The sequence below is a fragment of the Saliphagus sp. GCM10025334 genome, assembly GCF_042663485.1.
Taxonomy (GTDB): domain Archaea; phylum Halobacteriota; class Halobacteria; order Halobacteriales; family Natrialbaceae; genus Natronosalvus.
On the sequence record NZ_JBHTAF010000006.1, the window covers coordinates 190,192 to 215,305 of the forward strand.

The following is a 25,114-nucleotide window of genomic DNA, read 5'->3' on the forward strand; positions in this document are numbered from 1 at the left end:
AAACACTCATGAAATGTGGGGGGTCCGGGTGATTGTCTGTTTTCACAATCGGATCAAAAACACTCGTGAAAAGTGGGGGGTGTGGAATACCATCAATTATTCACAAAAAGAATCCTGGTTAGATTCCTATACTGCAAACGATCAATACTTTCTTACCCGTTTAATAGCGACAGCTTGCTCTAACCCCTCAGATTATCCTCATCAAGCCTTTCAGCCCGCATCCACCACGTCGCCAGTGCATTACGTCAGTGCATATCCAATCCTGGATAGAATCAATCCACCTTGGAACGAAAGTGGAGGTAACGGGCAACGGTAGGAGACTATACCGGCCCAAATTATGGCGGTGTGAAGGGCGTGACCAGATCCATAGCGGTAGGGTCGTTTTGGATTAGTTATGCCCCGCGGACGTCGTTCCGTGACGTCAGTTGTGGCGTGGTCGGCGCTGTTTGGCGATTCAGCAGACTCCGTCAGATGGATACTTTGGGAGCATCATCGATGCCCATCTTCGTCGACCGAGTGGCAGGGCTTACTCCCACGTGAAATTCTCCGCCGTTTTCTCGTGTACCTGATTTGGTGGTGTGTATTCGGCCCTTCTTTGTGATATCTGTATTGAGGAACAACGACCGCAGCCTTGCAACGGGCCGATCAGTCGTGTGAAGGATGATCTTGATCGTTTCGTTGGTCTCGAACAAACGTCCATTTCTTCGGCAATATTGGGTGTGATTGTGTGTCACTATCAACTTCCGTACGGTATGAGAAAACGCCCCTGAAGGTTCAATGACGATTCTTCGGGGCTAAGCACCCACCTGCCACCGGAAGGGAATCCTACCCTTTCCTTTTCGTATCAGCACTAACTCGTATTGCTCAGCCCCACTCATAGACCGGTCGTGGAGTTCAAATGGACAGGAATAGCGCGGAGGAAATAATGATGTGGTAGCTGGTTGGCTATGAGGGCGACGTTGGCAACGACTAACCCCCTCCCCCGCGCTGTCAGAGAATTGGTCTCAGTGAACGTAACCGTATTGGCCGCGTCGGCCCGTCCTTCCCAAACTCACCAGTCTGTGTTATCATGGTTCCACTGCCATCAACAGGAAGGATGTGGGTACGAAACGTCGGTTTTCAATCGATCAATCAACTCTTGAACGTGGTGCGCGTTCTTTGCGCCACAAGGTTACCTTGCCCTTTAACGGCACTTGCTGTAGGGGCCTGGCAACTGCGGAAGGCGGATGACGCATGTGTCGTCCAATTCTGCGACTATCAACGTTTATTCGTCGGTCGATACATGGACTCGACCTCGATCAAAACTCGAGATGACGGTATCCCAGCCCAGAAGTGAAGATCGGTTCCAATGACCCAGTTCCACCACTCAGAACACTTCCGGAATCAGTGTCGCGCCTATGGCTCGGCGATAACGTATTTCAGAAAATTCAAACCAGCGCGTAACGGCGACCAGACTTCCATCTTCGAGTGCTCAACGTGCAGTGAGCGTCAGCTCCGTGAGTAAAACTGCTTCTCCGTACTGAAATCGGGGGCCGGACACCGTGAGTGAGCGGTGCATGAATATGACGGGCCAACAGCCTTGTCACTCATCGGTGGAGGTCAGCCCGGTCTGATACCCTCCCATGCCAGAGGATACAGACCGTTAGGCATCGAAGCGGACGAGTCGCACCATCATAACCCGGCCACTCCCCCAGGTGGCCGTCCTCTGTCACCGATCTACGTACCGGAACCCTCGAGTCATCGGCTTACTCGTACAGTTTCCCAAGAAGATACACGGTGGCTCCCATCACGAAAATGGCCAGAGGCCATCCAAAAAGGTGATGTAGTATCATAATAATTTAATGAATAATTCGCAGAGCAATATAGAAGGCTTTACCCCTGACACCTGAGTAACACACTCAAAATGGATTCGACTTCCGATACCGATATGGGATCCGACCCACAGGTCCGCCAACAGGAAGTCGTTGCTGAACTCGGACAACAGGCCCTCCGGGCGAACGACCTCGACCAGTTGATGCACGACACCGCGGTCGCCGTCGCCGAGACCCTCGACGCCGAGTATGCGAAAGTACTCGAGCTGTACCCCGACGGCGATGCAGTCCTGCTCAGGCAGGGTGTCGGCTGGCACGATGGCCTCGTAGGTTCAGCGACCGCCACCACCAATCTGGATTCACAGGCGGGCTATACCTTGCTTTCCGAAGCGCCGGTCATCGTCGACGACCTCCGCACGGAAGAGCGTTTTTCCGGCCCCGAGTTGCTGACCGAGCACGACGTCGTGAGCGGAATCAGCGTCATTATCGGGACTGTCGACGATCCGTGGGGTGTCTTTGGCGTCCACACGACGAGCCACCGCGAGTTCACCGACAGTGCCGTTGCTTTCGTCACGAACATCGCAAACGTCCTCGCCGCGGCGATCGATCGCACCGAGACGGAACGCCGACTACGTGAGCGCGAACGACGGCTCGGGCGATACAAGGAGTACACTGACGGCATCCTCGCCGCTGTTGACGACGTATTCTACGTCATCGACGAATCTGGTACGTTCCAGCGCTGGAACGAGGCTCTGACCGAAGTGACCGGCTATTCGGCCGAAGAGGTCGGGTCGATGCACCCTGTTGAGTTTTTTAGCAAGGAAGATCGCGACTCGATCGCGACCGCGGTCGCCGAGGTGTTCGAAATCGGGCGCGCTCGCGTCGAGGCAGAGATCCTGACCAAAGCGGGTGACCGGATTCCGTACGAGTTCGTCGCAACCAGACTCGAGGACCCCGATGGAACGCCGGTACTGGCTGGGATCGGCCGCGACGTCACGGAGCGAAAGGAACGAACCCGGGAGCTCGCCAAGTACGAACGCGTCGTCGAAACGATCAACGACGGCATCTACGTAGCTGACGACAACCTGCAGTATACGATGGTCAACGATGCGTTCGCCTCGTTAACCGGCTATACTCGCGAGGAGCTACGCGGCGCCCACGCCACTCGCGTTATCAATGAGGCGGCTATCGAGGAGGCCGCTGAAATGCGCGCGGAGATTGCCACCGATGAGACGGCTAATCCAACGCTGGAAACGACCGTCGAGACAGCGGATGGCAACCGCGTTCCCGTCGAAGTGACGTTCGCGTCGTTCGCTGCGGACGAGGGGGAGAACCGCGTCGGCGTGGTCCGAGATATCACCGAGCGCAAGGAGCGTGAGCGAGCCCTTGCGGAGAGCGAGCGCCGCTACCGGACGCTTGTCAAGAACTTCCCGAACGGGGCGGTCGGTCTCTACGACGAGGACCTTACCTACACCGTCGCCGGCGGCGAGTTGCTGAGCGAACTGGAGATTCCACCGGACGAGGTAGTTGGGGCCTCGATCTACGAGCGCTATCCCGACGACCTAGTCGAAGAGATCAAACCCCATTTCCGCGCCGCCTTCGATGGCGGCTCACGAACGTTCGAAGTGGAGTACCACGACCGCCACCTGCTGGCGCACACGCTTCCTGTTCGAGACGGCAACGACGACATTTACGCGGGGATGTTGCTGATCCATGACATCACCGAACGTACGGAGTACCGTCGACAACTCGAAGAATCGAACGAACGCCTCGAGCAGTTCGCCTATGCCGCCTCCCACGACCTCCAGGAACCGCTTCGAATGATCTCGAGTTATCTCTCGTTGCTCGAGCGACGGTATGAAGACGCATTTGACGAAGATGGTGAAGAATTTCTCGCGTTCGCTGTTGACGGGGCCGAGCGGATGCGCGAGATGATCGACGGCCTTCTCGAGTACTCGCGGATCGACACGCAAGGTGAGCCGCTCAAGCCGGTTGCACTGGAAGATGTCCTTGAGGATGCAACCGACAACCTGCACGTAAAACTCGAAGAGAGTAATGCCGAACTCACAGTTGCCTCTCTCCCTCGTGTGCGGGGTGACGAACGCCAGCTCCAGCAAGTCTTCCAGAACCTCCTGAGCAACGCGATCGAGTACAGCGGCGACGAACCCCCGCGAATCCATGTCGACGCCGACGAGGCCGGTCAAGAGTGGATAATCTCCGTTCGCGACGAGGGCATCGGCATCGACTCCGAGGAGACCGACCGTATCTTCGAGGTGTTCCAGCGTCTTCACAGTCGCGACGAGCACGCGGGGACGGGGATCGGACTCGCCCTGTGCCAGCGGATCGTCGAGCGTCACGGCGGCGAGATCTGGGTCGACTCCGAGTCCGGCGAGGGGACGACTTTCCGATTTACGCTGCCGGCGACTGAGTAAGTGCTATGATGGCCCAGCTATCCGGGTACGGGCTGTGACCTCCCGACTGGGTTATCGAACCGTTGAATGGCTACACTGTCTGGGTCTCTACCAAGGGTACGAACAATTGATTGTGTACAACTCAACCTCCTTTGGCAAACCTTTTATAACAAACTGGTATACGAGGGGGTGTGTCAACTGATGGCACACACGTAACCATGAGCGAGTCTTCATCAAATCTGAGAGTCTCAACCAGTACAACGTGGGGAGAGGACAGTACAAACACACCAGTCTATGCTGTCGTCTCTGCGGTTGCAGAGGCCACTGGCACGGATCCGATCGACTTGCCGCCACTCCAGACAGCAATCGACCCCGACGCGCTGAACGCCCTGTTTACGTCGCAATCATCCTCAGCACTCGATCAGGTTCAATTTCAATACGCCGGATTCGAAATCGTCGTCTTCGGTGATGGGGTGGTTCGCGTTTACGCTGACTTCGGCGACTAACTCGGTTTCTCGCATACTGTCTCACTGGGCGAGATAAGCCTGTATCGAATTCGGTATCAGGGAGTCGTTTTCACGTTTTCCTCTCGCAATGTCGCTCCCCTTGAGCCTCTTCCCCAGCGGACAACGACTCTTCTCTCTTCTGGCCCGACTGAAATGGGCGTGTTTGGACTCTGTGGATACACATCGCCGTGTGGATACCATTTCTGAGTGCCGTATGCGCGGGTGTCAACCGGAGGAGTCTAACCGGACGAATGTTCAAAGAGTTATAACAACAAGGGAAGGCGTATGAAACGACCGACATCTACGACCAGCACTCAGAACACGAGAAGATGGAATAGCGGCGCCAGTACATATAGATGATCTACCAGTAGTTGGTACTACAGTTTCTTTGTTCGATCGTGGCTCCGAATCAGTCGATCCGATATATACAGATGCGAACTAAACATTTCGCCGTCATCTTCGCTACCGGACACCTTCTCGTTCGTCATTGAGGGTTTCAACGCCTGTGAACTCGAAGCGCGCGCCTCCCTCCTCGCTATCCGTAATCGTATATTCCCATCCGTAGGCGTCCGCCAATTGCGACACGATCGTCAGCCCCAATCCAATCCCTTCGTCATCGGTTGTGTAACCTGCTTCCACCACCCTTTCACGTTCATCTTCAGGGATCCCCGGTCCTGTGTCTTCGACGTAGAACCCGTCATCAAGTCCTCCAACGCGCACCGTGACTTCCCCTTTGGTGTGCTCGATAGCGTTCCGAAACAAATTCTCAAGTAATTGCTGGAGGTGGGTTCGATTCACCTGCAAAAGCTGGTTGGTTGTGCCTTTAACCTCTGCCGTCCCCGTGTCTGTATTCCCCCAAGCTTCCGCGACAGCCTCGCTCAGGTCAACCACCTCTCGATCGCTAATGTCGTCACGCCCTCGGGCGAGCATCAACAACACCTCGATGATTTCGTCAATCCGTTTGAGAGCATTCGCAATCTGGTCGATGGTCGCCTTATTGTCTTCGCCGTCGATGAAATCGAGGTAGATTTGGGCGACCTGTAACGGATTCCGGAGTTCGTGGGCAAGCATGCTGGCAAACCGTTCAAGCCGTTGGTTCTGCTGTTCGAGTTCCTTCTCGACTTCCTTGCGTTTTGAGATGTCGCGAAACGTCCCCACGAAGTAGTGGTCATCGCCGAGGGTGAACTCGTTGATCGAGATGGCGAGCGGCACCTCGTGGCCATCCTTGTGTTGGCCGGAGAGTTCGACGTACGTCCAATCGATATGTTTCTCGCCGGTTTCGAGGTAGCGTTGGAGGGCTTCGGCGTGGACCTCGCGGAGTCGAGGCGGAATAATCGTCATCTTCGACCCATCCACAAGTTCCTTGGGAGTATAACCGAGGATACGCTCGACGGCGGGATTGACATACCGGATGACGCTGTCATCGTCGAGTAGGATGATGCCGTCGGCGGACGCCTCGGCGAGCGCATCGAACGCGTGGCGCCGTTTCCCCGCGTCTTGAATCTCCGTGGCAGCGTCGGCATCCTCAACCTCGCGAACGACCCCGACAGTCCCACGGAACATACCGTCCTCTGTGATGGTAGTGAGACAGACCTCACAGGGAATCGTGTCGTCAGTCATCGTAGAGAGTGGGAGGGAGAGGTGAACGAGTTCTTGGTTGCCATTGAGTATCTGGTCACGAATGGCGGCTTCGGCGTGGACAACCTCTTCGGCGTCGAGAAACGTCGAAACGTGCTGTCCGAGTAGATCGTCCCGATTATACTCGGTGAGGTTGGTTATTGCGTCATTCACTGCCACGAGATAGCCGTCACGGTCGAGTTGGCAAATCCCGTACGGGACAGTGTTGAGAAGTGCGTCACTCGGAAGACGGGATTCGGAGGACAGTGTGGAACTGTTTGACGGCTGTGACTGGTCAGAGGGCGGTTCTCCCATTCAACATCTGGTTAGCAATACTAGGTGATAAAATCATGGAATTCTCGTAGAATCCGCACGATAGCCTCGACCTCGGCCCATCACGTCACGAAGTCTCGAACCACCCTATAAGACGACGGGCTAACGGTCTTCGGCGTAACCGGTGGAGTGAGAGGTGGTCTGACCTCATCGCACTTGAGGATTCAGATCAATACGTTACGCAGGGTAGCAGCGAATCACACTTTCATCCGGCCACCTACCCTAGGTGTCCGCTGTCTGCCGAATCCTATACCTGGCCCTTGAGTGTATCTAAACGATTGACTGAATCCAGATGATTATTCAAATAACCTGATATTGCAAGGGAAATACGCTTGTTTGGCACATGCACATATCCAATTGATCTGTTCCCATGAGAAGTCGCCTAGCTTGCACCAGCTAGTGAATTGCAGGGAGCAGATCGGACAGATCCACGAAGCGCCGGCGACACCCCACTAATCCAGAACCAGAGTACGTGTCGGGGCTGAGATAAAATACCTTTGCCCTTGTGAAGTACGTTATTGGTGAGTCAGTGGACGATTCGAACAATTTCATTGAGTGCTTCTCGTCCGGATTTGCGAAGGGTTCGACGCCGAAGCTCGAACGCTCTAAGATACGGCGTGAGCTTATTCTATGAGACACCTCGGTACGGCGAGAGCCACCGTTGCGCCAGCGACGCGTAGCTCTCGCAGGTGTTCACAGCGACAGCTCTACCCGACCAACAATCGACTTCGCAAGAGCGCAAAACAAAATCTCCATGTACTCCCTCTGATTCTCCGTTGGGTGATGAAATCAGTCGAATGGATTCTTACCCTCAAAGACGGCATCATCACGGACATTCGGTGCGCCGACAGCAAAAATTTCTGATGGCTCAAGAGCAGTAATCTGTCGCCATGGGCCGGGGTCGATAACGACGAAGTCGTTCGCTTCAACCTCGAATTCGTCTCCATCAATTTCAATTCGACACCGACCTGTAACAACGAAGAACAGTTCCTCCTGCTCACGCTGTCTATGTCGTGGAATAGCCTGTCCTTCGTCGTAGTAGAAATAGTTGAAGCGCGATTCGCGCGGACGTGGATCATTACGAGCGCGCAGTTCATACCCGAGGGCCTTCACAACTGGAATCGAACCATGGGTCGTGTGTTCTTCAGCTTCATCTAGGCTGATCACAGAGTACATGTCTGAGGTCATGTTAAGCGGTACCTCGAATTCGAGGACCACATATTAGTAGTACGCTCTTGTGACGGAGGGTGGTGAGCGCGACAGTAACACGTGTTTTGGAAGAGTAGATCCGCTTGCTCAACGGTGAACGCGTCGTACTGACCTCGACCAGCTCGCGGTCACTGTGGTCAAGAAAACCAACCGGCTCTCCACTAACAATGTACTTTATAAGAGCGAATACCTTTTAGATCGGCTGTTGCTCAGTGATCTCCGTATCTGTGCCTGTGGGCACTGGTTTGTAGAGCGCCGCTTTTTCACACCGGCCTTGAATATGACAGGTCAACACTCTTTGTACGTAATATTGATCTTAAATCTGGTCTGATCCTCTTGACAGGCGAGGAGACAGACCGTTTGGACTTAAGCCCGATTCAGTTGACAGTTAGCCACCTCATCCCCCTCGAGGTGGCCACTCTCACGCACCGGATACGCTCGAACAGTCGGTATTCGCAGTCCAACTATTCAATCGCGAGCAATGTCGGTAACATCTGTAAGCTCAAATCGTGTCCCACCAGTCGCACTATCGGTTAAGATGGAAGAATCAGTAATGAAGCGTTCTATGACATCCGCTACTATTGGTTCGGATTTTTCGGATTGATTCTGCCACCTCCCTAAAACCGTCTCATTGGGCGAAACGTAGCGTGAGACGGTGCAATTCTGTGCTATCGCTCTGGGGGTTTAAATGTGGATTCGAAGTAGCGCCCAGTAATGAGTAATTCACGATATCCTACTCGACTGACCGAAAGCGGACAATCCATGGACGGGACAAATCAAAAGGCAGCGGTGGATAGTACTAATTCTCTAGCCGAATCCGATGAGGTAGCCGTTTCTAGTCGGGAAATTGAGTGGGGAGAAACCTATGCTCACACAGGGCATGGACTGGTCGAAGTCTCCGGGATTTGGAAGGGGACCAAAACCCTCGAGAGTGTTCCGCACACGGATGAGGAGGGCATGATCATCGTCAGATTCACGGTCCGTAACTCCGATGAGCAAGTAATTGAACTCGCCGAGACACTCCCCGACTTTCTTAGAGGGCTCAGATGAGATGTAATGTTTATATCGATTCCTCCTATCTATCGACACCTTCTCGCTCTGCAACCATACTCTTCACACGGAGTCAAGAAGCAAAAGTGCAGTGTGATTTTCCGAGTGAACACTCGGATGACCTTACGACGGCTGGTTACTTTTGAGTCGCCAGGTGAAAATCGCCCGTAGAACGACAACGAGACTGTTTCGATCGCCGGCACCCCAGATCGCCGTCTCCTCGATCTCTTCGGTAGTGGAGGTATCGTTCACGAGCGCGCTTACGAGCGCCGTCTCTTCGTCCGTGATCAGCAGGCTTCCAGCGGGCGTCTCCTCCCACTCCCAGAGGGTTTCAAACAGTTCGGCTTCCGGTACCGATTCCTGGATACGTTCCTGCACTTCTTCGGAAATCCCCGCCAAGTAGATCTCGACACCACGCTCAGCAGCAGCCTGAAGCCTGTCGAGCTGTTGGTCGGTGAGCAATTCATCGATAGTCATGTAGACAATTTGCTCGTCGGCGTCGGCGATGAACTCCTCAACGCGGGATGACACCGCCTCCCACCCAGTGACCGTCCAGACGCCGAACTGTTCGCGTTGTGGCTGGGCAGGGCCGATTTCCTTTAGACACTCCGCGAGTTCGGTAATCGTGTTTTCACGTCTACTATTGAGCATGCGAATGATCGTCTCCTCTGAGATCACGGTGAATTTCCGTGGCGTCGTGTGCTGGATATCGATGAAGCCCAGTTCGTGGAGCCGATCAGCCGCTTCGTACACGCGAGTGCGTGGCACCCCGTTGACGCGGGTAATGTCCTGTGTGGTTCCTGTCCCGAGCCGTATGAGATTGATCAGCGTTTGAGATTCGTACTTGGACAATCCAAGGTCTTGCAACCGGTCGAGCGCCTCGGCTTCGGCCTGCTCCTCCTCAAAACTCACCATGGTAACAATTGTCTCGGAGAGAACAAAAAGACCCCCGCCGTTTTGAGTTTCTATTCCAGTTCTTCGGTGACGGATCGGAGCACCCTCTCGACGTGCTCGATCGGGGTATACCGGATCATCTTTGGACCCGAGTGATACACGCTTTTCCTGTACTGACCGATGACTCCCCATCACAGATCAGCTCTCAGTATGTGCCACATTCGTGCCTTGTATCTCGCAGAGACTCACCGAACTACCGAACTGTTGTCAGAAGTGGTGTGCAAGATACAGAGGATGAGTTCAGCACGGTACTTTCGTTTATTCCACACGTTCAGGCCGAAACCAACCAGTACATGTGACTGCTTACTGCTCGTTCAATGACCCATATAAGTTGATGATTGTAATGAAAAGTATTACCCACCCGATGAATGTAAGGATAATCCCTTGACTTTGATAGAATCCGTGACGGCAACAATAGAATCCACCACCAGTCGCCCGCAGAAACTCTCTTAGACCATATGCGATAAATAGACTACCAAGCGTTCCCCCTTCTGAATACTTTGCAACAAGAGTCGCTACTGTCAACCCAGTCATTATTTCCAATCACTCAACTGAAGCGATAAGTCTTCTCCCTGTATTGAGCGACCATGACCATCACAAATTGAGTCAAATCTCATGCGATATTCGCGCTGTGTATTCAGCATTGTCTAAACGTCTTACCAGAATACAGTCAGGACCGTCGTGCGAGATACAGAGAATGAGTTCAGCACGGCACTCTCGTTTAGTCCACACGTTCAGGCCGAAACCAACCGTTACATGCAACTGCGTACTTTTCGATGTCCTCTAGTACATGACACTCAGATTACGCAGTCACCATAACTGCTTATGGAACGAGGAGGTGTCTCTCCTCTATGACCGATTCGAGTAGAGACGAGTTCGACCCAACAGCACCAGACCAACGGGAGGTCGGCCGCGAAATGGTTGACGACAGCACGGGACTCGGTTCGGTGATGGCCCACGCCTACCGCGGAGAGATCGACCGAGTGGGGACGTGGCGCCAGCGCCTCGACGAGACGACGACGTGGGCGGTAACGCTGATGGCAGCAATCTTGACGTGGGCGTTTTCGAGTACCGATAACCCACACTATATCGTGCTGATCGGTATCGTTGTCGTCACCGTCTTTCTGGGCATCGAAGCCCGGCGGTACCGGGACTACGACGTCTTTCGCTCTCGCACTCGAGTCATCCAGGAGAACCTGTTCGCAAACGCCCTCGATCCGTCCCAGGGCACTGAAAGCCAGACTGGCGAGCGGAACTGAGCAAGGACTATCGCAGGCCGACGCTGAAAGTCTCGTTCTACGAAGCACTCGCAAACCGGCTCCGGCGTGTGTATCTTGCTCTACTCAGTGTCTTATTGGTCGCGTGGGTCATCAGGATTACAGCGTTCGCGCCGCGCCAGGACTGGCTGACAACCGCTGGAATCGCCCGTATCCCCGGGATTGCTGTGGTTGCCGTTGTGGGCGTGTTCTACGTCGTACTGCTGGGCGTCACCTTCTGGCCCCGCGAGCGCCATGCCAAGGGTGAATTCCGCGAAGGGGACCCGGACGACTGGAAAGAGACAGACCGATAAATACGTTGATACCAGCGGTCACCCGCGAACCACTTAGAGGATTTTAGTCATTGGGGCGAGATGTATAGCTATGGGCACACCACAATCGAACGGCAGTACTTTCTGGGAGTATCGATGGTAGACGTTGCGCTCTCGGCGGCACAACTCGTCTTAGCGCTGATTCTCGTGGTCTTAAACGGCTTTTTTGTCGCTGCAGAGTTCGCCTTCGTTCGAATTCGGGGGACATCGGTCGACCAACTCGTCGAGGAGGGGCGGCCCGGCTCGGGGACGCTCCAGGAGGTGATGACGAATCTCGACAACTACCTCGCCACGACACAACTCGGCATCACCATTGCCTCGCTCGGATTGGGATGGGTCGGCGAACCCGCAGTGGCGGCGCTCATCGAGCCCATCCTGGAATCGATTCTCCCGGCGACTCTCATCCATGTCGTCGCGTTCGCAATCGGCTTTAGTATCATCACGTTTCTCCACGTCGTCTTCGGTGAACTCGCACCGAAGACGCTCGCAATCGCCCAGACCGAGCGACTCTCGCTGTTCCTCGCCCCACCAATGAAGGCCTTCTATTACCTACTCTATCCGGGCATTGTCGTCTTCAACGGGGCGGCCAACGCGTTCACGCGGTCGCTCGGTGTGCCGCCCGCATCCGAAACGGATGAGACACTCGGTGAGCGGGAGCTCCTTCGGGTACTAACACAATCCGGTGAGGGAGGGGGCATTGACGTGGCAGAAGTGACGATGATCGAGCGCGTCTTCGACCTTGACGATATCGTGGTGCGGGAGGTCATGGTCCCACGACCGGACGTGGTGAGCGTTCCGGCGGATGCCACACTATCCGAACTGCATTCGATCGTCTTAGAGGCCGGACACACGCGCTATCCGGTTCTCGAGGCCAACGACGGTAATCAAGTAGTTGGATTCGTCGATGTCAAGGACGTGCTGCGAGCAGAGGTGACCGATGGGGATGCCGAGAGAGTTGGTGACCTCGTCCGCGAGATTCGCATCGTCCCGGAGACGATGGCAATTAGCGATCTCCTGTTACAGTTCAGGGAGGATCGACAGCAGATGGCCGCAGTCATCGACGAGTGGGGAGCATTCGAGGGGATTGCAACGGTTGAAGACGTCGTTGAGGCCCTCGTTGGAGACCTTCGAGACGGGTTTGATCTCGATAAGCGCGAACCGTCGATACGGCGGCGCGACGATGAGGGGTACGACATTGACGGCGGAGTCCAATTGTCGAAAGTGAATGAGGCCCTCGCTGGGAACTTCGAAAGCGAGGCGGTCGAAACGATCGGTGGACTGGTACTCGAACAACTCAACCGCGCACCAGAACCTGGCGACCGCGTCGAGGTCGCCGGTCACGTCGTTGAGGTAACGAGCATCGAGGGGGCCCGAATTTCGACGGTATGGGTCCACGAAAGAGATATCGATGATCCAGCGGTGGACTAAATGGGTATGGACTTGCTCGTTTAGGTCCGTTTGGCTTCGCGCCGCCGTCTAATTGGTGTTTTGTTCTCTACCGGTCTGACTCGTAGTCGTTCATCAATCGGATCAACAATTGATGAGTCTTGGATTCCAGCGATGGAATCAGATCTACGGTTTGACATCCTCTCTGCCCTGAAGGACGAGGATTCCCGAGTCAAGCGAATCGATACGGGAGGTCGATGGTGCCACTGACGGCAGTGTGTCTTGTTCGGACAAAACCGTCTGAGCGTTCGTAGTTTTGCCTAATGAATTGACTGGTTCGCCACGAAATTCGCGTTCGTGAGTTTCGAGCGCCTTCGTGATCTGGCGTTTCGGCGGGTCGAGGATCGACTAAGATTGACTAACTGACTGCGCTCGTTGATACAGCCACACAAACTATCCTCAATGTCCACTGTACGGCCTAAAATATCATCTCTTGCCGAACGCAAAAGATTACGACCTCCGAGAATGAGCACGAATAATTCTCAATTCTTGATTGGAAAGACAGGCGTGGGTGGCTTCGCGTGAATGGCAACACGCTCTAAGTCTAAGCTATAGTGCTCACTGTATGGGCGGTACTGATCAATCCATTATTTTAAAATTCTGGCTGCCGCAGGGACAGTCGTCTGTACCGATCGGTCGAATTCTATTGTTTGCACAGACTACTGCTGCGTGGGCTGTTCCGCACTCAGTACAGATAGCGACCACACGGTTCTCACCACCTGTCTCTCGAGACATAGGAGTACCACTCGACCATGCATATTCAAGCCCGTTCCTGCATACCCCGAAAGTTCTTTAGAAGGAAATGTCCCTATTTGGTAGACACTATTCCCAGGAGGTGAGTACGATGCCGAGTACCGATTTGGATCAGTCACGATTGGGTTCGAAATTCTTTAATTCGAACCAGACCTCGATTAGAAGGGCTATGAATACATGCGTATGGAACACTCAGCTCTCCCTGTCAGAAGGAGAACTGTCTGGTCCGGATCGTACTCAGGCTACGATGCGCGCCAGGAACTCGAAAAGAGCCAACAAGAGGTGAATTAGGCGCGAGTGCGGACGTGGTCTGGTGCGTCGGCTTTCCCGTTCGCGTATGCGTTGTAGGCCGAAAGGGCAGCGACAGCCAGGCCGGAGAGTGTGGTCCCGATTGCAAGTTCGTTGCTCCCCATCTCCATGACGTATGGTACGATCGCTGTCCAAAGGCCGAGCAAGATAGTCAGCGATGCAACGGCGACACTTGCCAATCGATCCTTCGACAGTCGGTAGAAGTTGTACCCGGCAAGCAGAAAGATACCTGTTCCGACGAGCGTATCGTTCCACGTCGCTGCGTCTGTCGACTCAAAGATAAACGGCGAGGCGACGAGGTATAACCCGATCAGGGCGACAAGGGCGCTCAACCACTGCATCACGTCCGTGTTCAGCGTCTCTCTGTTCCGGGCTGACCCAGCGTCGGAGTCCGTTCCGGTGTCGGTCGGTGTATTACTCATGATTTACCTCGCCGCTCGTATCCCCCATATGCGGAAAACGATGGTGCCTGCACCCGTCGGGATGGTCGGATGGATCTTTTTCTCATTCGGTGGTCACCATATCACCTGTACCGATCGACCACCCCCACATAGATTGGTTCTCACTTCGTGCGACGTTCGTGCTCTGAATTCAGCAGATACTGGACGAGCTGCCGAATCCGTACTACGCGTCGGGGAGCGTGAACGAGAACGTCGTACTCTCGCCAGGGTCCGAGTCAACCCAGATCTCACCGCCATGCCGTTCGATGATCCGCTCACACACCGCCAGTCCGACGCCAGTTCCATCGTACTCCTCGTGGCTATGAAGTCGATTGAAGACCTCGAAGACGCGATTCGTGTCGCCGGGATCAATACCGATGCCTTCGTCGTGCACCGAGATGAGCCACTCGTCTCTCGTACTCTCAGCCGAGATGTGAACGCATGGGGGATCATCGCCGCTGTATTCGATTGCGTTGTCCAGCAGATTCTGGAACACTTGGCGGAGCTGGTTAGCGTCACCCTCGACTTGCGGGAGCGAATCGGACGTCACATCAGCGTCACTTTCTTCGATCCGTAATTGCAGGTCTTTGAGGACCTCGTCAAGAATCGAATCGAGATCGGTCGGTTCGAGCGGCTCGCCCTCAGTCTCGATCCGTGAGTACTGAAGCAGTCCGTCGATCATCCTCCGCATCCGGTCGGCTCCATTGACGGCGAATGCGAGGAACTCCTCGGCGTCTTCGTCGAACGTATCACCATAGCGATGCTCGAGCAATTGCAGGTAACTCGATACCATCCGGAGTGGTTCCTGGAGATCGTGAGAGGCTGCGTACGCGAACTGTTCTAACCGCTCGTTGGACTCCTCGAGGTCGGCAACTAACTGTTCGAGTTCCTGCTGGTACTGATGCAGTTCGATTGCGTCCGCGAGAATGTTCGCAACACTCTGGACAAAGATCACATCCTCTTCGGAGTACTCCCGCTGTTCGATGTCGTGGGTGCCGAGGATGCCCCACGGGTCGTCGAACGGTCCGATGATGGTGCTAAGACCGCTCTTGACGTCGTGGCTCGTCAACAACTCGGGACCGCCAAAGCGTGATTCCGTCTCAAGGTCTTCGACAATGATCGGGTGATTATTCGCCAGCGTGTACGCAGCCTGGGAGTCCGCTTCGACCGAGGAGACGGTCGCCTCGCCGACGATCCCGTCTCGCCAACCGACACCCTGGCGGAGCAAGAGTTCCTCAGCGTCCGGGTCGAGGTCGAGCACCTTGCAGTACTCATTGTCGAGGACGTTTGCCACCTGGCGTGACGCTCGGTCCATGAGTTTATCCAGGTCGTCGTTTTCAAGTGCAAATTGCCCGAGATCGGCCACGACCTGTTGCTGATTGGCGCGGCGTTCGAGTTCGCGTTCGCGTTCCCTGCGGTCGGTGACGTCGGTGATAAGCCCCTCGAGCTCGGTGGCTGGTTGCCACCAGACGCGTCCATTGTCGCCGACTTTCTTGGTTTCGAGTCGGCCGTGATCAACGAGGCGTTCGAGGCGGTCGTAGGCCCTCCGGCGGTCGAGGTTGATTTGGTCGGCTACCTCGGCCGTCGTCCTGGGCGCTCCTCCCACTTCGAAGAGAGCAAGGGTCTCTTGAAGTACGCCCGTCAACTGTGAGTCGGCCATTACTTCAGTTCATTACAAACCAGCGGATAAATTTCCCGCTGTTGGAGGAAGCGTCGTATATTGGAGAGATTCGGAGAACCCTTCCATGCGATATTTGCGCCTTATCTCGTAGAGTCGTAACGAACTATCGAACTGCTGTCAGAGGTTGGGTGAGATTCAGAGGAGGAGTTTAGCACGACAACACTGTTTGTTTCGTGCTGGTGACGTGAATTGAGTTCGTATAGATGCTGATTAGACATTCGACTGAAAGCGGCTAACCTACGGTGCGAACTCAATTGAAACCGTTCGGGCCGGTATATGCCAGCAGATGAGCCAAACCCGTGTTCGGGATAATTTCCGCAGGAACATGGAAGGAGACTTTGGTCCGCTCGATGTAACTGTTCGGGGACCAGGAGAGCCCGAGGTGGTCGTCGTTGCCGGCGTTCATGGCGACGAGCGGAGCGGTATCCGTGCGGTGAACCGCCTGCGCGAGGCCGACCTCGACTTGCAACGAGGCGTTGCGTTCGTCCTTGCCAACCCAGAGGCGATCGAGGCCGGCGAACGCTACCTCGATTCAGACCTCAACCGAGTCTTTCCCGGCGATCCGGACGGCGACCGAGAAGAACGGATCGCAGCCCGACTCTGCGAGTTTGTCGAGGGACGGACGACGCTTTCATTACACGGCACTGCTGCGGAACCGACGCCGTTCGCACTGATACACAGTGCTCAGGAGCGTGAGTTTACATTGGCCTCGCAACTACCCGTGCCGCGTATCGTCGATCACTGGGGGATAAACGAAGAGACGATCACGGCGTGTGGGTTCACCGTCGAAATCGAACTCGCCGCAACAAACACTGATGAGATAGCTGAAGCAGCCGAACATCAGGCCCGTTCGTTCCTCAAGCGAGTGGACGCGCTTCCCGGCGACCCACCCAATGTGGATTCGGAACACTTCCACATGAGTGAGCCCGTTCCGAAGCCTGATGGGTCCTCCTACGAGGTACATGTCGAAAACTTCGAACGCGTTCCCAGAGGGGCCGTCTACGCGAGCGTGGACGGACGGGAACTGACCGCTGACGAGGTGTTCTGGCCAATCATGCTGTCCGCGGAGGGGTACGATGACATCTTCGGGTATCGAGGACAGAAAATTGGCGAGTCGCTGGATGATGTTCGGGAGACGTGGATCGGTGGAGCTCGAAACCCGCGGGATTCCGAGTAGCACCTTTACACCGATCACAAGCCGGAGCGAAACGGTGGTACTCATCGGTGCTAACGATTTTTGCTCGGCTGTGCGTGTGTTCGGGCGTGTCAGCCTTGTTGTTGGCGTAGGCGTTGTAGGCGGCAGGGGCGGCGACGGTCGCTTCGATGAGCGGAACGCCGGTTTCGGTTAGCACGCTCAGCACGTCGTCGTACTCGAGCGACCACTCGACGCGCAGGAGATACTCGTTCTCGACGGAATCGACGAGTTGGATGTCCCTCACGCCTAGATGACCGGTAAACGCCGCTTCAATGTCGTCAACTTCCGTTCCGCGAACCCAGAAGTAGGGAATCACCACGTCCTGTGAAGGAATCAGTCGCTCCAGTTCGATCGTCACGTCCGGGAGTTGGGTGAAGACGGTGCCGAGGGGGAACTGATCGGATGGAACGGTGAAGGTCGCCTCAGTCGCCATGATTCGAACGATGTCGCGCTGGCTGTAAAAACATCCATGTTCAATACGCTGAGCGAGACAAAAGTCCTGTTGATCGTAGCGAGAGGACGGATACGGAGTGGACGGTCGATATCCATGGTGACGAACGAATCGAGATTGCCGAGTTCCAACATTGCTGTCGTGAACAGGATATTCCGATCACGCTCAGGGCGTTTCACGCTCTGACGCCGGTCGAGACTGCGACTGAGGCGACACTCACTGGCGAGCAACAGGAGGCGTTGGTTATCGCGTACGACCGGTGAGACTTCAACTCGCAAAGTGAGGTGGCAATGGAAGAACTAGGCATCTCATAGCAGGCAATTGCCACTCGACTCCGGTGAGGGACGCGTAGAATCCTCGGCAATACTCTCACTGTGCTGGAGGCCTGAACTCAAATCCATAAATAGAAGTTGTATAGACAAAATGAAGTCTCACGTGGAGCGGTCTCTTCAGAGTCGGATATACCGGTGTTCCGAAAATCAACCCGCTACCAATGAACCAAGGAAAAAACGCTCTTCTGTCCGCGCTCGCCAATCAGCACTGTCGGTCCGTTGTTGCATACTTCAGAAACGCGTCCGAAGATCACGCCTCTGTTGATGACGTTGTAACCGCACTCGCCCGACGTGACCACGCAGACGAGACGCGGATTACGATACGACTTCACCACATTGCACTTCCCAAACTGAACGACGTTGGACTCGTTGACTACGACGCGCGGACTAGAACGATCCGATATTACGGTCACTCGCAACTCGAACACGCAGAGGAGTCCCTCATCGAATATGGCTCCGGAATATTGTGGCGGTGTGAGTAGCACATGATGCAAGACAAGCCTGAGCAAACAACTATGGTGCGAGAATCGTACACGCCTGATCAAGACCGCTCGTTGACCGAGACGATACTCGATGCCATCGAGGACTGTAAAGGGAAAGCCCTCCTGCGAACAGATTTCGTCCTCTACGAGGACATAAACCCTGACGCCCTCAATTCCCTCTTTCGCCACGATGCACAGCCGAGAACAACCGTGACGTTCGAGACAGACGGGATCGAGGTCGAACTCTGGGGGGATGATGGGGTCGAGATTCGCGTCACGGACCGACCAGTCGAATAAGTAGCCGGAGCTGGTCCAGAACACGCTCTGAAGCCAGTGTCGGGTAGACAACCATTGGCGAGATGACTTCTTTATCTGTGCTGATCATCTGACCATTCGAGGTCCACATCTTCTCGAACGAAATCAATGAAACCAATGTCTCAGTTCACGCACGAATTGATCAGGCGTTTGCGGCTTGCCCCTCGCCTTGTTGGGGTGTAACATGAATGTCGATCACGGCATCTCCCCACAGTGTTACCTTGAAACCACCAGTGTAAAACTCGACTTTCGTCTCCCCGTGAGCGTCCTCCTGAAAGCGATTATTGAGCGCGTCTGGGTCAATATCATCGTACAGTCTGAACTCGGCCTCCGTGAGGCTCTCGTCTTTCTGCACATCGATAACCTGAAGAATTGCGTCACTCAGGGCTTGATCATCCTCTGGGTAGTACCGGTCGTGTGCTTCAGTGTCGGTCATCTACACCCCCATCAGAGAACGGTGTAAATATGAATCCGTTATGACTCTGGTGAGCCTCCCGCTTTCAAAATAATTCCATCACAATACTGCTTACTGTCTGTTCTCGAGTTCGACAAACGATTGGCTTCCGCATCGACAGTGAGGATAACTCCCGACGCGTTTTATTTCCCCCTCGGGGAACCGGATAGCTGGATAGACGGCTTCACAGTTAGCACACATAGCGACTATCTCTTCACCAATTCGCCTATCACTCATCCATGTAATTGTAACCACGACCTCACAAATACCGTTTGTGTCGATTCTAAATTCCTGATCCAATAACGAGATCATCTGTACTGACCGGTCACCATCCTACGCAAACTGGATCGAATTGAGTTCGACATTCGCGCCGCCAGTTCTTGTTTCATAAGGCCAACCGTGGCCGACGATCGGCGCTCGAGCCGACGCGTCGAGGTCGCCATTGAGAACTTGCAGTCGAGTACCAGCGTGGATACTGGGGCGGTTCACGATTCGAGATCGTCCGCACTCCACGGGATCAGATCAGCATCGGCCGGCTGGTACAACGGATGCACTGGATGGTCGGCTTTCGTCGTATCGAGCGCGTGGAAATCGCCCGCGAGGAGCCCGGCGACCTCGCTGGCCCGCCCCTGGAGCGAGCCATTTGCACTCCAGGCGGTGACGACCATTTCGGCTTCCTCACAGACGGCCTGAATGTGATCATCGTTCTTCGGGCCCACGGGATCGGCGGTCTCACGAAGGGCGTCGGGGTTGGGGCTCCGAAGTGCGAACAGGTTCATCACGGCTGGCGACCAGAAACTCCCGATCTTATGCATGAAGAATAGCGCTCGAAAATAATGCCTCGACTATCGCGTCTCCATACAAATTGGATTTAGGTTGCTTATTCTGCAGGAGGAGCAATCATCTCCCGTACGAACTGGTGATACTCCTCTGCAACCCATTCGCCTCGGCCAGTGAGAGCGTACTCCTTCCGGCGCTTGTCTTTTTCCTTCGTCTGCTTGGTGATCAGTCCAGAGTCGACCATCCGGTCGAGGCTCGGGTACAACCGTCCATGATTGATGTCTTCCGGATAGAGGTCTTCGAGTGCGTTCTGGAGGGTTACTCCTTCGACGGGGCCGAATCGATGGATGAGACAGAGGAGATGGGTCTGGAAGGCGGTGAGGTCTGTCGGAATATTATACGTCGAAAATTCAATTGGCCCTGCCGATGGAGGGTTTCGGCCGCTTGCCCCCACCTCGTCTGTTGGATTTGAATCAGCCATATGCTTCCATCCTAGTACCAATGCTTAAAATTCTATGCTTCAATCCAGATTGGACTCGATAGTTATCATGTCTCGCATAGATAAAGCAAAGCGATTTGCTGAGATTCTTCGTTTCACGATATACTTTCGTTGTCTCTGCTTTGTGGTTAGAGTGGCTCTGTTGAAGCCCGTGGACATTGATAGGAGGTACCCGCTGGATACAGAAGATGAGTGCAATACTGCGGAATACCCTACTGGTGAGATCAATTTCCCTAATCGTCCATCGCGGACAATAGTTAGGTAAATCGCTCGCGAACTACGAGTACCATGTCGAACGAAGAAGCGAACGGTCGAACGCCGAGTCGAAATCCGGACCTCGAACGACTCAACCGGCTCATCGGAGAATGGGAACTTGAGGTGTCTCTGGATGGGCAAACGTACAGGGGCGGACACGTGACATTCAAATGGCTAGAAGACGGAGCTTTCCTCGTACAACGTTCGGAGGTAAGCGATCTTTCGACATTGCCTCCTGAGTGGGTCGAGAACGCGCCGCGCTCTACCGTCTCGGTCATCGGTTTGGACGATACGAGCGAGCAGTTTCGGATGCTCTACGCCGATTCACGCGACGTCTTCCGGATGTACAAGATGAGTTTGAGCGATGAGGTCTGGAGACTGTGGAGGGATGCACCTGAGTTTTCACAACGCTTCACGAGCAACTTCGACGACGACGCCAACGTGATCGAGGGTACGTGGGAATACTCGGATGACGGGGTTGACTGGGAGGTAGATTTCGACGTAACCTACACGAGAACTGGAGCGTAGAAAGCGAGACTGGTGGTACCCCCAAAGGCTGTTACATAGCGTACCCCGCTATCACCGTGTACAAACCGTTCAACTGTGTAAGGTTCGCGCTGTGTATGCAGCACCAGCCTAGCAGGCTATCGTGACACTGTCAGTTCGGGGCTGCTGAATACAGAGAATAAGTTCACCACGATAGTGTGGCGTATTTCCTCGGTCTGCTCAGTAGCCCACTCGTTTGTCAACTCAGTCGTCACGGAAACCCGTAGTACTCGTCTTTTTGACGGCCTGAAACTCGGTTGATCCGCATTGACACCCGTTTCTCGCCCCAATCGGTTGTGCCGTGCCGTCAGGCCATTGCTCCGCTGCATAGGCAACTCCGCAATCGACACATGTGGCAATTGTCCGTGTGCTCTCTCCATTGGGCATGATTATCCCTTCAACGGGTACTTCCGTCAGCGCTATTTTTGGGTATCCAATGGGTTTTTAAGCACCTTCTCATTTCGACTCCACTGTTTCGGGGAGGGTACTCCCGAGGGTGTGTTTGATCCCCCGGCGGAGTCGAGACGCGATGGCCTGCTGGGAAATGCCGAGTTCGTCGCCGAGTTCTTCCATCGTCACCTCGCGCGGGGATTCGAAGTACCCACGCTCGTGGGCGAACACCAGTGTGTCTTGTTGCTTGTCAGTGAGTGCTGCCTCGGTTCCGGTCTCAACCGGCGTCAGGGCGTGCAGTTCCGTCAGTGTGACCGGGATCTCTAACTCTCGGCAGCGAGATTGAAAGGTTGCAAGATCGCTTCGCGTGTCCCCGCGAATGTCGAACGTCCACCGACGGCTCGTGCCGGTTGCTTTGATGAGCGGAACGCCGGTTTCGGTTAGCACGCTCAGCACGTCGTCGTACTCGAGCGACCACTCGACGCGCAGGAGATACTCGTCCTCGACGGAATCGACGAGTTGGATATCCCTCACACCCGGGTGGGCAGCAAACGCCGCCTCGATGTCGTCAACTTCCGTTCCTCGGACCCAGAAGTAGGGGATCACCACGTCCTGTGACGGGATCAGTCGCTCCAGTTCGACCGTCACGTCCGGAAGTTGGGTGAAGACGGTGCCGAGGGGGAACTGATCGGATGGCACAGTAAAGGTCGCCTCAGTCGCCATGACTCGAACGATGTCGTACTGATTGTAAAACTCTTCCATGGAACAATGTGGAGGGGACGAAGGACTCCGTCAATCCGCACAGAGGGTGTATGCAGTACGGCCAGCCCATTTATTTCGCCGTTTCAGAAAGAGACCAATCGCTACATACGAACGCTTACAGACAAATCTCACAATAGCCGTACACGGTCGATTTCAGCAATATTCGAATTCATAACGTACTCTCTGATACAGTCCTCGCAAACGAATGCCCAATCGATCTTCCCACTCTCATAAGTTACTTTAGTCACTTTCCCATCCTCACTTTGACAGTCGGTACATTCGATAGTTGCTTGAGGGGATAGAAACGGATACTCAGGTTCTACAGAATAGTTCATGGTTTCACTACAGGCTACAGTGACTTATCCTTGGTGTGATTATCTGGGTTACAAGACAGACTCTCTATTCTTCTGAACTGGCGTAACGTCTATTATCTATACTGAGCGTTCGACCTTCCGCGTTGATCCTTCCTCAGCCCGTGCAACATTCGCGCTGTGTATGCAGCACCAACTCAGCAGACTATCGTTTTTCTGGCAGCTTGAGGCTGCTGCATACAGAGAGTGGATACAGCAAGCTGGCTTTGTCTGTTGTGGACATCCTCTGTTGAATCAGCCGGTCAATAGACCTGCGGAGTTAGCGGACAGACTGCTTCAATCTGAAGGGCCCGTGCGGACTTTCAGTCGCGCCGTCCAAGGACACCGTATGGACGACAACCCACTCGACGACGTGGACCGGAGCATCCTGCACCAACTCCAGCTCAACGCCCGCCAGACCGATACGGAGATCGCCGAGAAGGTGGATGTGACCTCCACGACGGTCCGGAATCGCCTCGACAAACTCGAAGGTACGGGCGTGATCCGAGGCTACCACCCCGAGATCAACTACGAGGAAGCGGGCTACCCCCTCCACGTCATGTTCGTTTGCACGGTCAATCCGAATGAGCTGGAATCGATGGCCGAACAGATCCTCGACGTTCGTGGTGTGGTGACCACCCGCGATTTGCTTGGGGGCGAACGGAATGTCCACATCGAGGTCGTCGCCGGCACGGTTAGGGAGATCGAAGAGATCCGCAACGAACTGGTGGGCTTGGGCATGACGATCAACAGCTCCGAAATTATCTCCGAGACACAGGTCCAGTCATGGGACCACTTCTATCCACGGACCGGCCCCGACGCGGATCAGGACAACGACACCGACGACGGGTCAGTCACCGATCAAGGATAGTCGGGGAACCGCTTGAAATTTTCAAATCTATCCTGCTTCTATAGGCCCTCGATCCATACTCGGGTTTCAATATATCCACCGATAATCGGCTTAGGTTGGATTTTACAAATGTAACAATTATCTGGGTGACAGACCTTATCCGTTAGCACGTCCTTGCCACGGTATGGACGAATCAACCGAGGCGGTAACCAATACGTTCAGCATATTGGCAGATTCCGTTCGCCGGTACGTCCTGTACTACCTCGACGAGCAGGAGACTCCAGTCTCATTCGACCGCCTCGCCACTCGGGTTGCCGCTTGGCACACCGACAGCGACCCGGACACCGTCGACGACGCCACCCTCTCCGAGATACGCACGGCCCTGTATCATGTACACCTACCCAAACTCACCGAGGCAGGCTATATCGAGTGGGATGCGGACACCCACACGATTCGGCGGGGACCCAACTTCGACGAGAACGCGCCGTTACTTCAGTTGGTGGCAGACCACGAAAACGAACTGGCCGCGGTGTAGCCATAACCCAATGAGCCGGCGTCTCCGCACGTTGCTCTCCCGACTCGGTGGGCGCACACAGGCCGAGTCACTGGCCTCTCGTCACGATTCCGAGAATAAGGCCACGTCGGCTCTGTATTCGTGCCCTGCCTGTGAGACGACGTACATCAGCGAGGAGATGGCTGCCTGCTCGAAGTGTGGAGAGTCAGTCACCCAAATCCCGACCGAGCGTGAATTAGCCCGCTCAACCAGTCGGACATGACAGGACCACCTAATGACATCTCAGCAACGTAAAGCCGAGGCGGTGAGTCTGTTACAGGACCTCGGGCTGAAGGAGTACGAGGCGCGGAGTTTCCTGGCATTGACCCAACTCTCGACGGGGACCGCCAAGGAAATCAGCGCGATCTCAGAGGTACCTCGGACCCGGGTGTACGACGCTGTCCGAGTGCTGGAGTCAAAAGGGCTGGTCGAAGTGCAGCACTCGAACCCCCAGCAGTTTCGCGCGGTCAGCATCGAGGAGGCAACCGCGATCTTGCGTCAGCAGTACGACGCGCGGATCGACACCCTTCAGTCACACCTCGAAGCGCTCGATCTTCAGCCGGAGAATGACGACAGTGACCGAATGCAGGAGGTATGGACGCTGTCCGGCCATGATGGCATCGAGGCCCGGACACACAATCTGCTGGCGGACGCCGAATCGGAGATCGTCCTGCTGGTCGTCGAGGAGGAACTTCTGACGGAGGCGTTGTACGACCGGCTCCACGACGCAGTAGACCGCGGCGTCGACGTGATCATCGGTGGTGAGACGGACGCGATCATCGCCAAGCTCGG

19 protein-coding genes and 4 pseudogenes are annotated in these 25,114 nt (G+C 54.9%); 12 read left to right on the forward strand and 11 right to left on the reverse strand.

Annotation, left to right across the window (positions count from 1 at the left end):
- Positions 1 to 1,927: 1,927 nt before the first annotated feature.
- A complete protein-coding gene (locus ACFQO4_RS18950) occupies positions 1,928 to 4,243 on the forward strand; it encodes a PAS domain S-box protein (RefSeq protein WP_500262414.1) in 2,316 nt (771 codons plus the stop codon).
- A 170-nt stretch (positions 4,244 to 4,413) separates the two neighbouring features.
- On the forward strand, positions 4,414 to 4,728 hold the full coding sequence (ddfA, locus tag ACFQO4_RS18955; RefSeq protein WP_500262415.1) for a DdfA family disk-determining factor: 315 nt from the start codon (positions 4,414 to 4,416) through the stop codon (positions 4,726 to 4,728).
- A 462-nt stretch (positions 4,729 to 5,190) separates the two neighbouring features.
- Here the strand turns inward: ddfA and ACFQO4_RS18960 are convergent, their stop codons facing one another.
- The 3 genes and pseudogenes from ACFQO4_RS18960 to ACFQO4_RS18970 form a co-directional block, all read right to left on the reverse strand.
- Entirely contained in the window at positions 5,191 to 6,660 is a 1,470-nt protein-coding gene (locus ACFQO4_RS18960; RefSeq protein WP_500262416.1) for a PAS domain S-box protein, read from the reverse strand.
- 544 nt (positions 6,661 to 7,204) lie between these two features.
- Positions 7,205 to 7,381 (reverse strand): annotated as a pseudogene (locus ACFQO4_RS18965) (IS1595 family transposase); the annotation flags it as partial.
- 86 nt (positions 7,382 to 7,467) lie between these two features.
- Positions 7,468 to 7,866 carry a cupin domain-containing protein gene (locus tag ACFQO4_RS18970; RefSeq protein ID WP_500262417.1) on the reverse strand — a complete coding sequence of 133 codons (399 nt, stop codon included), beginning with the start codon at positions 7,864 to 7,866 and terminating at the stop codon, positions 7,468 to 7,470.
- 783 nt (positions 7,867 to 8,649) lie between these two features.
- Here ACFQO4_RS18970 and ACFQO4_RS18975 point away from each other — a divergent pair.
- Positions 8,650 to 8,937, forward strand: a complete 288-nt coding sequence (locus ACFQO4_RS18975; RefSeq protein ID WP_500262418.1) for a hypothetical protein — start codon at positions 8,650 to 8,652, stop codon at positions 8,935 to 8,937.
- Positions 8,938 to 9,060: 123 nt separating this feature from the next.
- On the opposite strand, the gene ACFQO4_RS18980 is transcribed toward ACFQO4_RS18975, so the two are convergent.
- Entirely contained in the window at positions 9,061 to 10,023 is a 963-nt protein-coding gene (locus ACFQO4_RS18980; RefSeq protein WP_500262419.1) for a TrmB family transcriptional regulator, read from the reverse strand.
- 719 nt (positions 10,024 to 10,742) lie between these two features.
- On the opposite strand from ACFQO4_RS18980, the pseudogene ACFQO4_RS18985 reads away from it, so the two are divergent.
- Positions 10,743 to 11,461: pseudogene (locus ACFQO4_RS18985) on the forward strand (DUF2270 domain-containing protein).
- A 114-nt stretch (positions 11,462 to 11,575) separates the two neighbouring features.
- Entirely contained in the window at positions 11,576 to 12,907 is a 1,332-nt protein-coding gene (locus ACFQO4_RS18990) for a hemolysin family protein (protein ID WP_500262420.1), read from the forward strand.
- Positions 12,908 to 13,965: 1,058 nt separating this feature from the next.
- Here ACFQO4_RS18990 and ACFQO4_RS18995 read toward each other — a convergent pair.
- Both ACFQO4_RS18995 and ACFQO4_RS19000 read right to left on the reverse strand, forming a co-directional pair.
- Entirely contained in the window at positions 13,966 to 14,409 is a 444-nt protein-coding gene (locus tag ACFQO4_RS18995; RefSeq protein WP_500262421.1) for an SPW repeat domain-containing protein, read from the reverse strand.
- Between the two features lie 202 nt (positions 14,410 to 14,611).
- Positions 14,612 to 15,856: pseudogene (locus ACFQO4_RS19000) on the reverse strand (sensor histidine kinase); the annotation flags it as partial.
- Positions 15,857 to 16,490: 634 nt separating this feature from the next.
- On the opposite strand from ACFQO4_RS19000, the gene ACFQO4_RS19005 reads away from it, so the two are divergent.
- Positions 16,491 to 17,285: a M14 family metallopeptidase gene (locus tag ACFQO4_RS19005; RefSeq protein ID WP_500262422.1), complete on the forward strand. Its 795-nt coding sequence runs from the start codon at positions 16,491 to 16,493 to the stop codon at positions 17,283 to 17,285.
- Positions 17,286 to 17,421: 136 nt separating this feature from the next.
- Here the strand turns inward: ACFQO4_RS19005 and ACFQO4_RS19010 are convergent.
- A pseudogene (locus ACFQO4_RS19010) lies at positions 17,422 to 17,736 on the reverse strand (bacterio-opsin activator domain-containing protein); the annotation flags it as partial.
- Between the two features lie 511 nt (positions 17,737 to 18,247).
- On the opposite strand from ACFQO4_RS19010, the gene ACFQO4_RS19015 reads away from it, so the two are divergent.
- Both ACFQO4_RS19015 and ACFQO4_RS19020 read left to right on the forward strand, forming a co-directional pair.
- Positions 18,248 to 18,568, forward strand: a complete 321-nt coding sequence (locus ACFQO4_RS19015) for a DUF7344 domain-containing protein (RefSeq protein ID WP_425499278.1) — start codon at positions 18,248 to 18,250, stop codon at positions 18,566 to 18,568.
- A gap of 33 nt (positions 18,569 to 18,601) precedes the next feature.
- The gene (locus ACFQO4_RS19020) at positions 18,602 to 18,865 is read left to right on the forward strand and encodes a HalOD1 output domain-containing protein (RefSeq protein WP_254161326.1); all 264 of its coding nucleotides are present in this window, start codon (positions 18,602 to 18,604) and stop codon (positions 18,863 to 18,865) included.
- Positions 18,866 to 19,025: 160 nt separating this feature from the next.
- Here ACFQO4_RS19020 and ACFQO4_RS19025 read toward each other — a convergent pair whose 3' ends face one another.
- The 3 genes from ACFQO4_RS19025 to ACFQO4_RS19035 form a co-directional block, all read right to left on the reverse strand.
- Entirely contained in the window at positions 19,026 to 19,319 is a 294-nt protein-coding gene (locus ACFQO4_RS19025) for a HalOD1 output domain-containing protein (protein ID WP_500262423.1), read from the reverse strand.
- Between the two features lie 503 nt (positions 19,320 to 19,822).
- The gene (locus ACFQO4_RS19030) at positions 19,823 to 20,152 is read right to left on the reverse strand and encodes a DUF1643 domain-containing protein (RefSeq protein WP_500262424.1); all 330 of its coding nucleotides are present in this window, start codon (positions 20,150 to 20,152) and stop codon (positions 19,823 to 19,825) included.
- 65 nt (positions 20,153 to 20,217) lie between these two features.
- Complete coding sequence (locus tag ACFQO4_RS19035; protein WP_500262425.1) at positions 20,218 to 20,598, reverse strand: PadR family transcriptional regulator; 381 nt, start codon at positions 20,596 to 20,598, stop codon at positions 20,218 to 20,220.
- A 306-nt stretch (positions 20,599 to 20,904) separates the two neighbouring features.
- Here ACFQO4_RS19035 and ACFQO4_RS19040 point away from each other — a divergent pair, with 306 nt between their 5' ends.
- Positions 20,905 to 21,399, forward strand: a complete 495-nt coding sequence (locus ACFQO4_RS19040) for a hypothetical protein (protein WP_500262426.1) — start codon at positions 20,905 to 20,907, stop codon at positions 21,397 to 21,399.
- A gap of 474 nt (positions 21,400 to 21,873) precedes the next feature.
- Here ACFQO4_RS19040 and ACFQO4_RS19045 read toward each other — a convergent pair whose 3' ends face one another.
- Positions 21,874 to 22,530, reverse strand: coding sequence for a helix-turn-helix domain-containing protein (locus ACFQO4_RS19045; RefSeq protein ID WP_254161311.1), 657 nt, complete (start codon positions 22,528 to 22,530; stop codon positions 21,874 to 21,876).
- Between the two features lie 738 nt (positions 22,531 to 23,268).
- On the opposite strand from ACFQO4_RS19045, the gene ACFQO4_RS19050 reads away from it, so the two are divergent.
- From ACFQO4_RS19050 to ACFQO4_RS19060, 3 genes are all read left to right on the forward strand, one after another.
- Positions 23,269 to 23,790, forward strand: coding sequence for an Lrp/AsnC family transcriptional regulator (locus ACFQO4_RS19050; RefSeq protein ID WP_500262427.1), 522 nt, complete (start codon positions 23,269 to 23,271; stop codon positions 23,788 to 23,790).
- Positions 23,791 to 23,953: 163 nt separating this feature from the next.
- Positions 23,954 to 24,304, forward strand: coding sequence for a DUF7344 domain-containing protein (locus ACFQO4_RS19055; RefSeq protein WP_500262428.1), 351 nt, complete (start codon positions 23,954 to 23,956; stop codon positions 24,302 to 24,304).
- Between the two features lie 253 nt (positions 24,305 to 24,557).
- A partial coding sequence (locus tag ACFQO4_RS19060; protein ID WP_500262429.1) for a TrmB family transcriptional regulator occupies positions 24,558 to 25,114 on the forward strand: 557 nt, incomplete at its 3' end.

Excerpts from the sequence above, each read along its gene's own strand:
- ACFQO4_RS19015 (WP_425499278.1), top strand. The coding sequence starts at position 18,248 with ATGAACCAAGGAAAAAACGCTCTTCTGTCCGCGCTCGCCAATCAGCAC.
- ACFQO4_RS19035 (WP_500262425.1), bottom strand. The coding sequence starts at position 20,598 with ATGGCTGATTCAAATCCAACAGACGAGGTGGGGGCAAGCGGCCGAAAC.
- ACFQO4_RS18980 (WP_500262419.1), bottom strand. The coding sequence starts at position 10,023 with ATGGGGAGTCATCGGTCAGTACAGGAAAAGCGTGTATCACTCGGGTCC.
- ACFQO4_RS19030 (WP_500262424.1), bottom strand. The coding sequence starts at position 20,152 with ATGCATAAGATCGGGAGTTTCTGGTCGCCAGCCGTGATGAACCTGTTC.
- ACFQO4_RS18975 (WP_500262418.1), top strand. The coding sequence starts at position 8,650 with ATGGACGGGACAAATCAAAAGGCAGCGGTGGATAGTACTAATTCTCTA.
- ACFQO4_RS18990 (WP_500262420.1), top strand. The coding sequence starts at position 11,576 with ATGGTAGACGTTGCGCTCTCGGCGGCACAACTCGTCTTAGCGCTGATT.
- ACFQO4_RS18950 (WP_500262414.1), top strand. The coding sequence starts at position 1,928 with ATGGGATCCGACCCACAGGTCCGCCAACAGGAAGTCGTTGCTGAACTC.
- ACFQO4_RS18970 (WP_500262417.1), bottom strand. The coding sequence starts at position 7,866 with ATGACCTCAGACATGTACTCTGTGATCAGCCTAGATGAAGCTGAAGAA.
- ACFQO4_RS18995 (WP_500262421.1), bottom strand. The coding sequence starts at position 14,409 with ATGAGTAATACACCGACCGACACCGGAACGGACTCCGACGCTGGGTCA.
- ACFQO4_RS19055 (WP_500262428.1), top strand. The coding sequence starts at position 23,954 with ATGGACGAATCAACCGAGGCGGTAACCAATACGTTCAGCATATTGGCA.
- ACFQO4_RS19020 (WP_254161326.1), top strand. The coding sequence starts at position 18,602 with ATGGTGCGAGAATCGTACACGCCTGATCAAGACCGCTCGTTGACCGAG.
- ACFQO4_RS19025 (WP_500262423.1), bottom strand. The coding sequence starts at position 19,319 with ATGACCGACACTGAAGCACACGACCGGTACTACCCAGAGGATGATCAA.
- ACFQO4_RS19050 (WP_500262427.1), top strand. The coding sequence starts at position 23,269 with ATGGACGACAACCCACTCGACGACGTGGACCGGAGCATCCTGCACCAA.
- ACFQO4_RS18960 (WP_500262416.1), bottom strand. The coding sequence starts at position 6,660 with ATGGGAGAACCGCCCTCTGACCAGTCACAGCCGTCAAACAGTTCCACA.
- ACFQO4_RS19045 (WP_254161311.1), bottom strand. The coding sequence starts at position 22,530 with ATGGCGACTGAGGCGACCTTTACTGTGCCATCCGATCAGTTCCCCCTC.
- ACFQO4_RS19040 (WP_500262426.1), top strand. The coding sequence starts at position 20,905 with ATGTCGAACGAAGAAGCGAACGGTCGAACGCCGAGTCGAAATCCGGAC.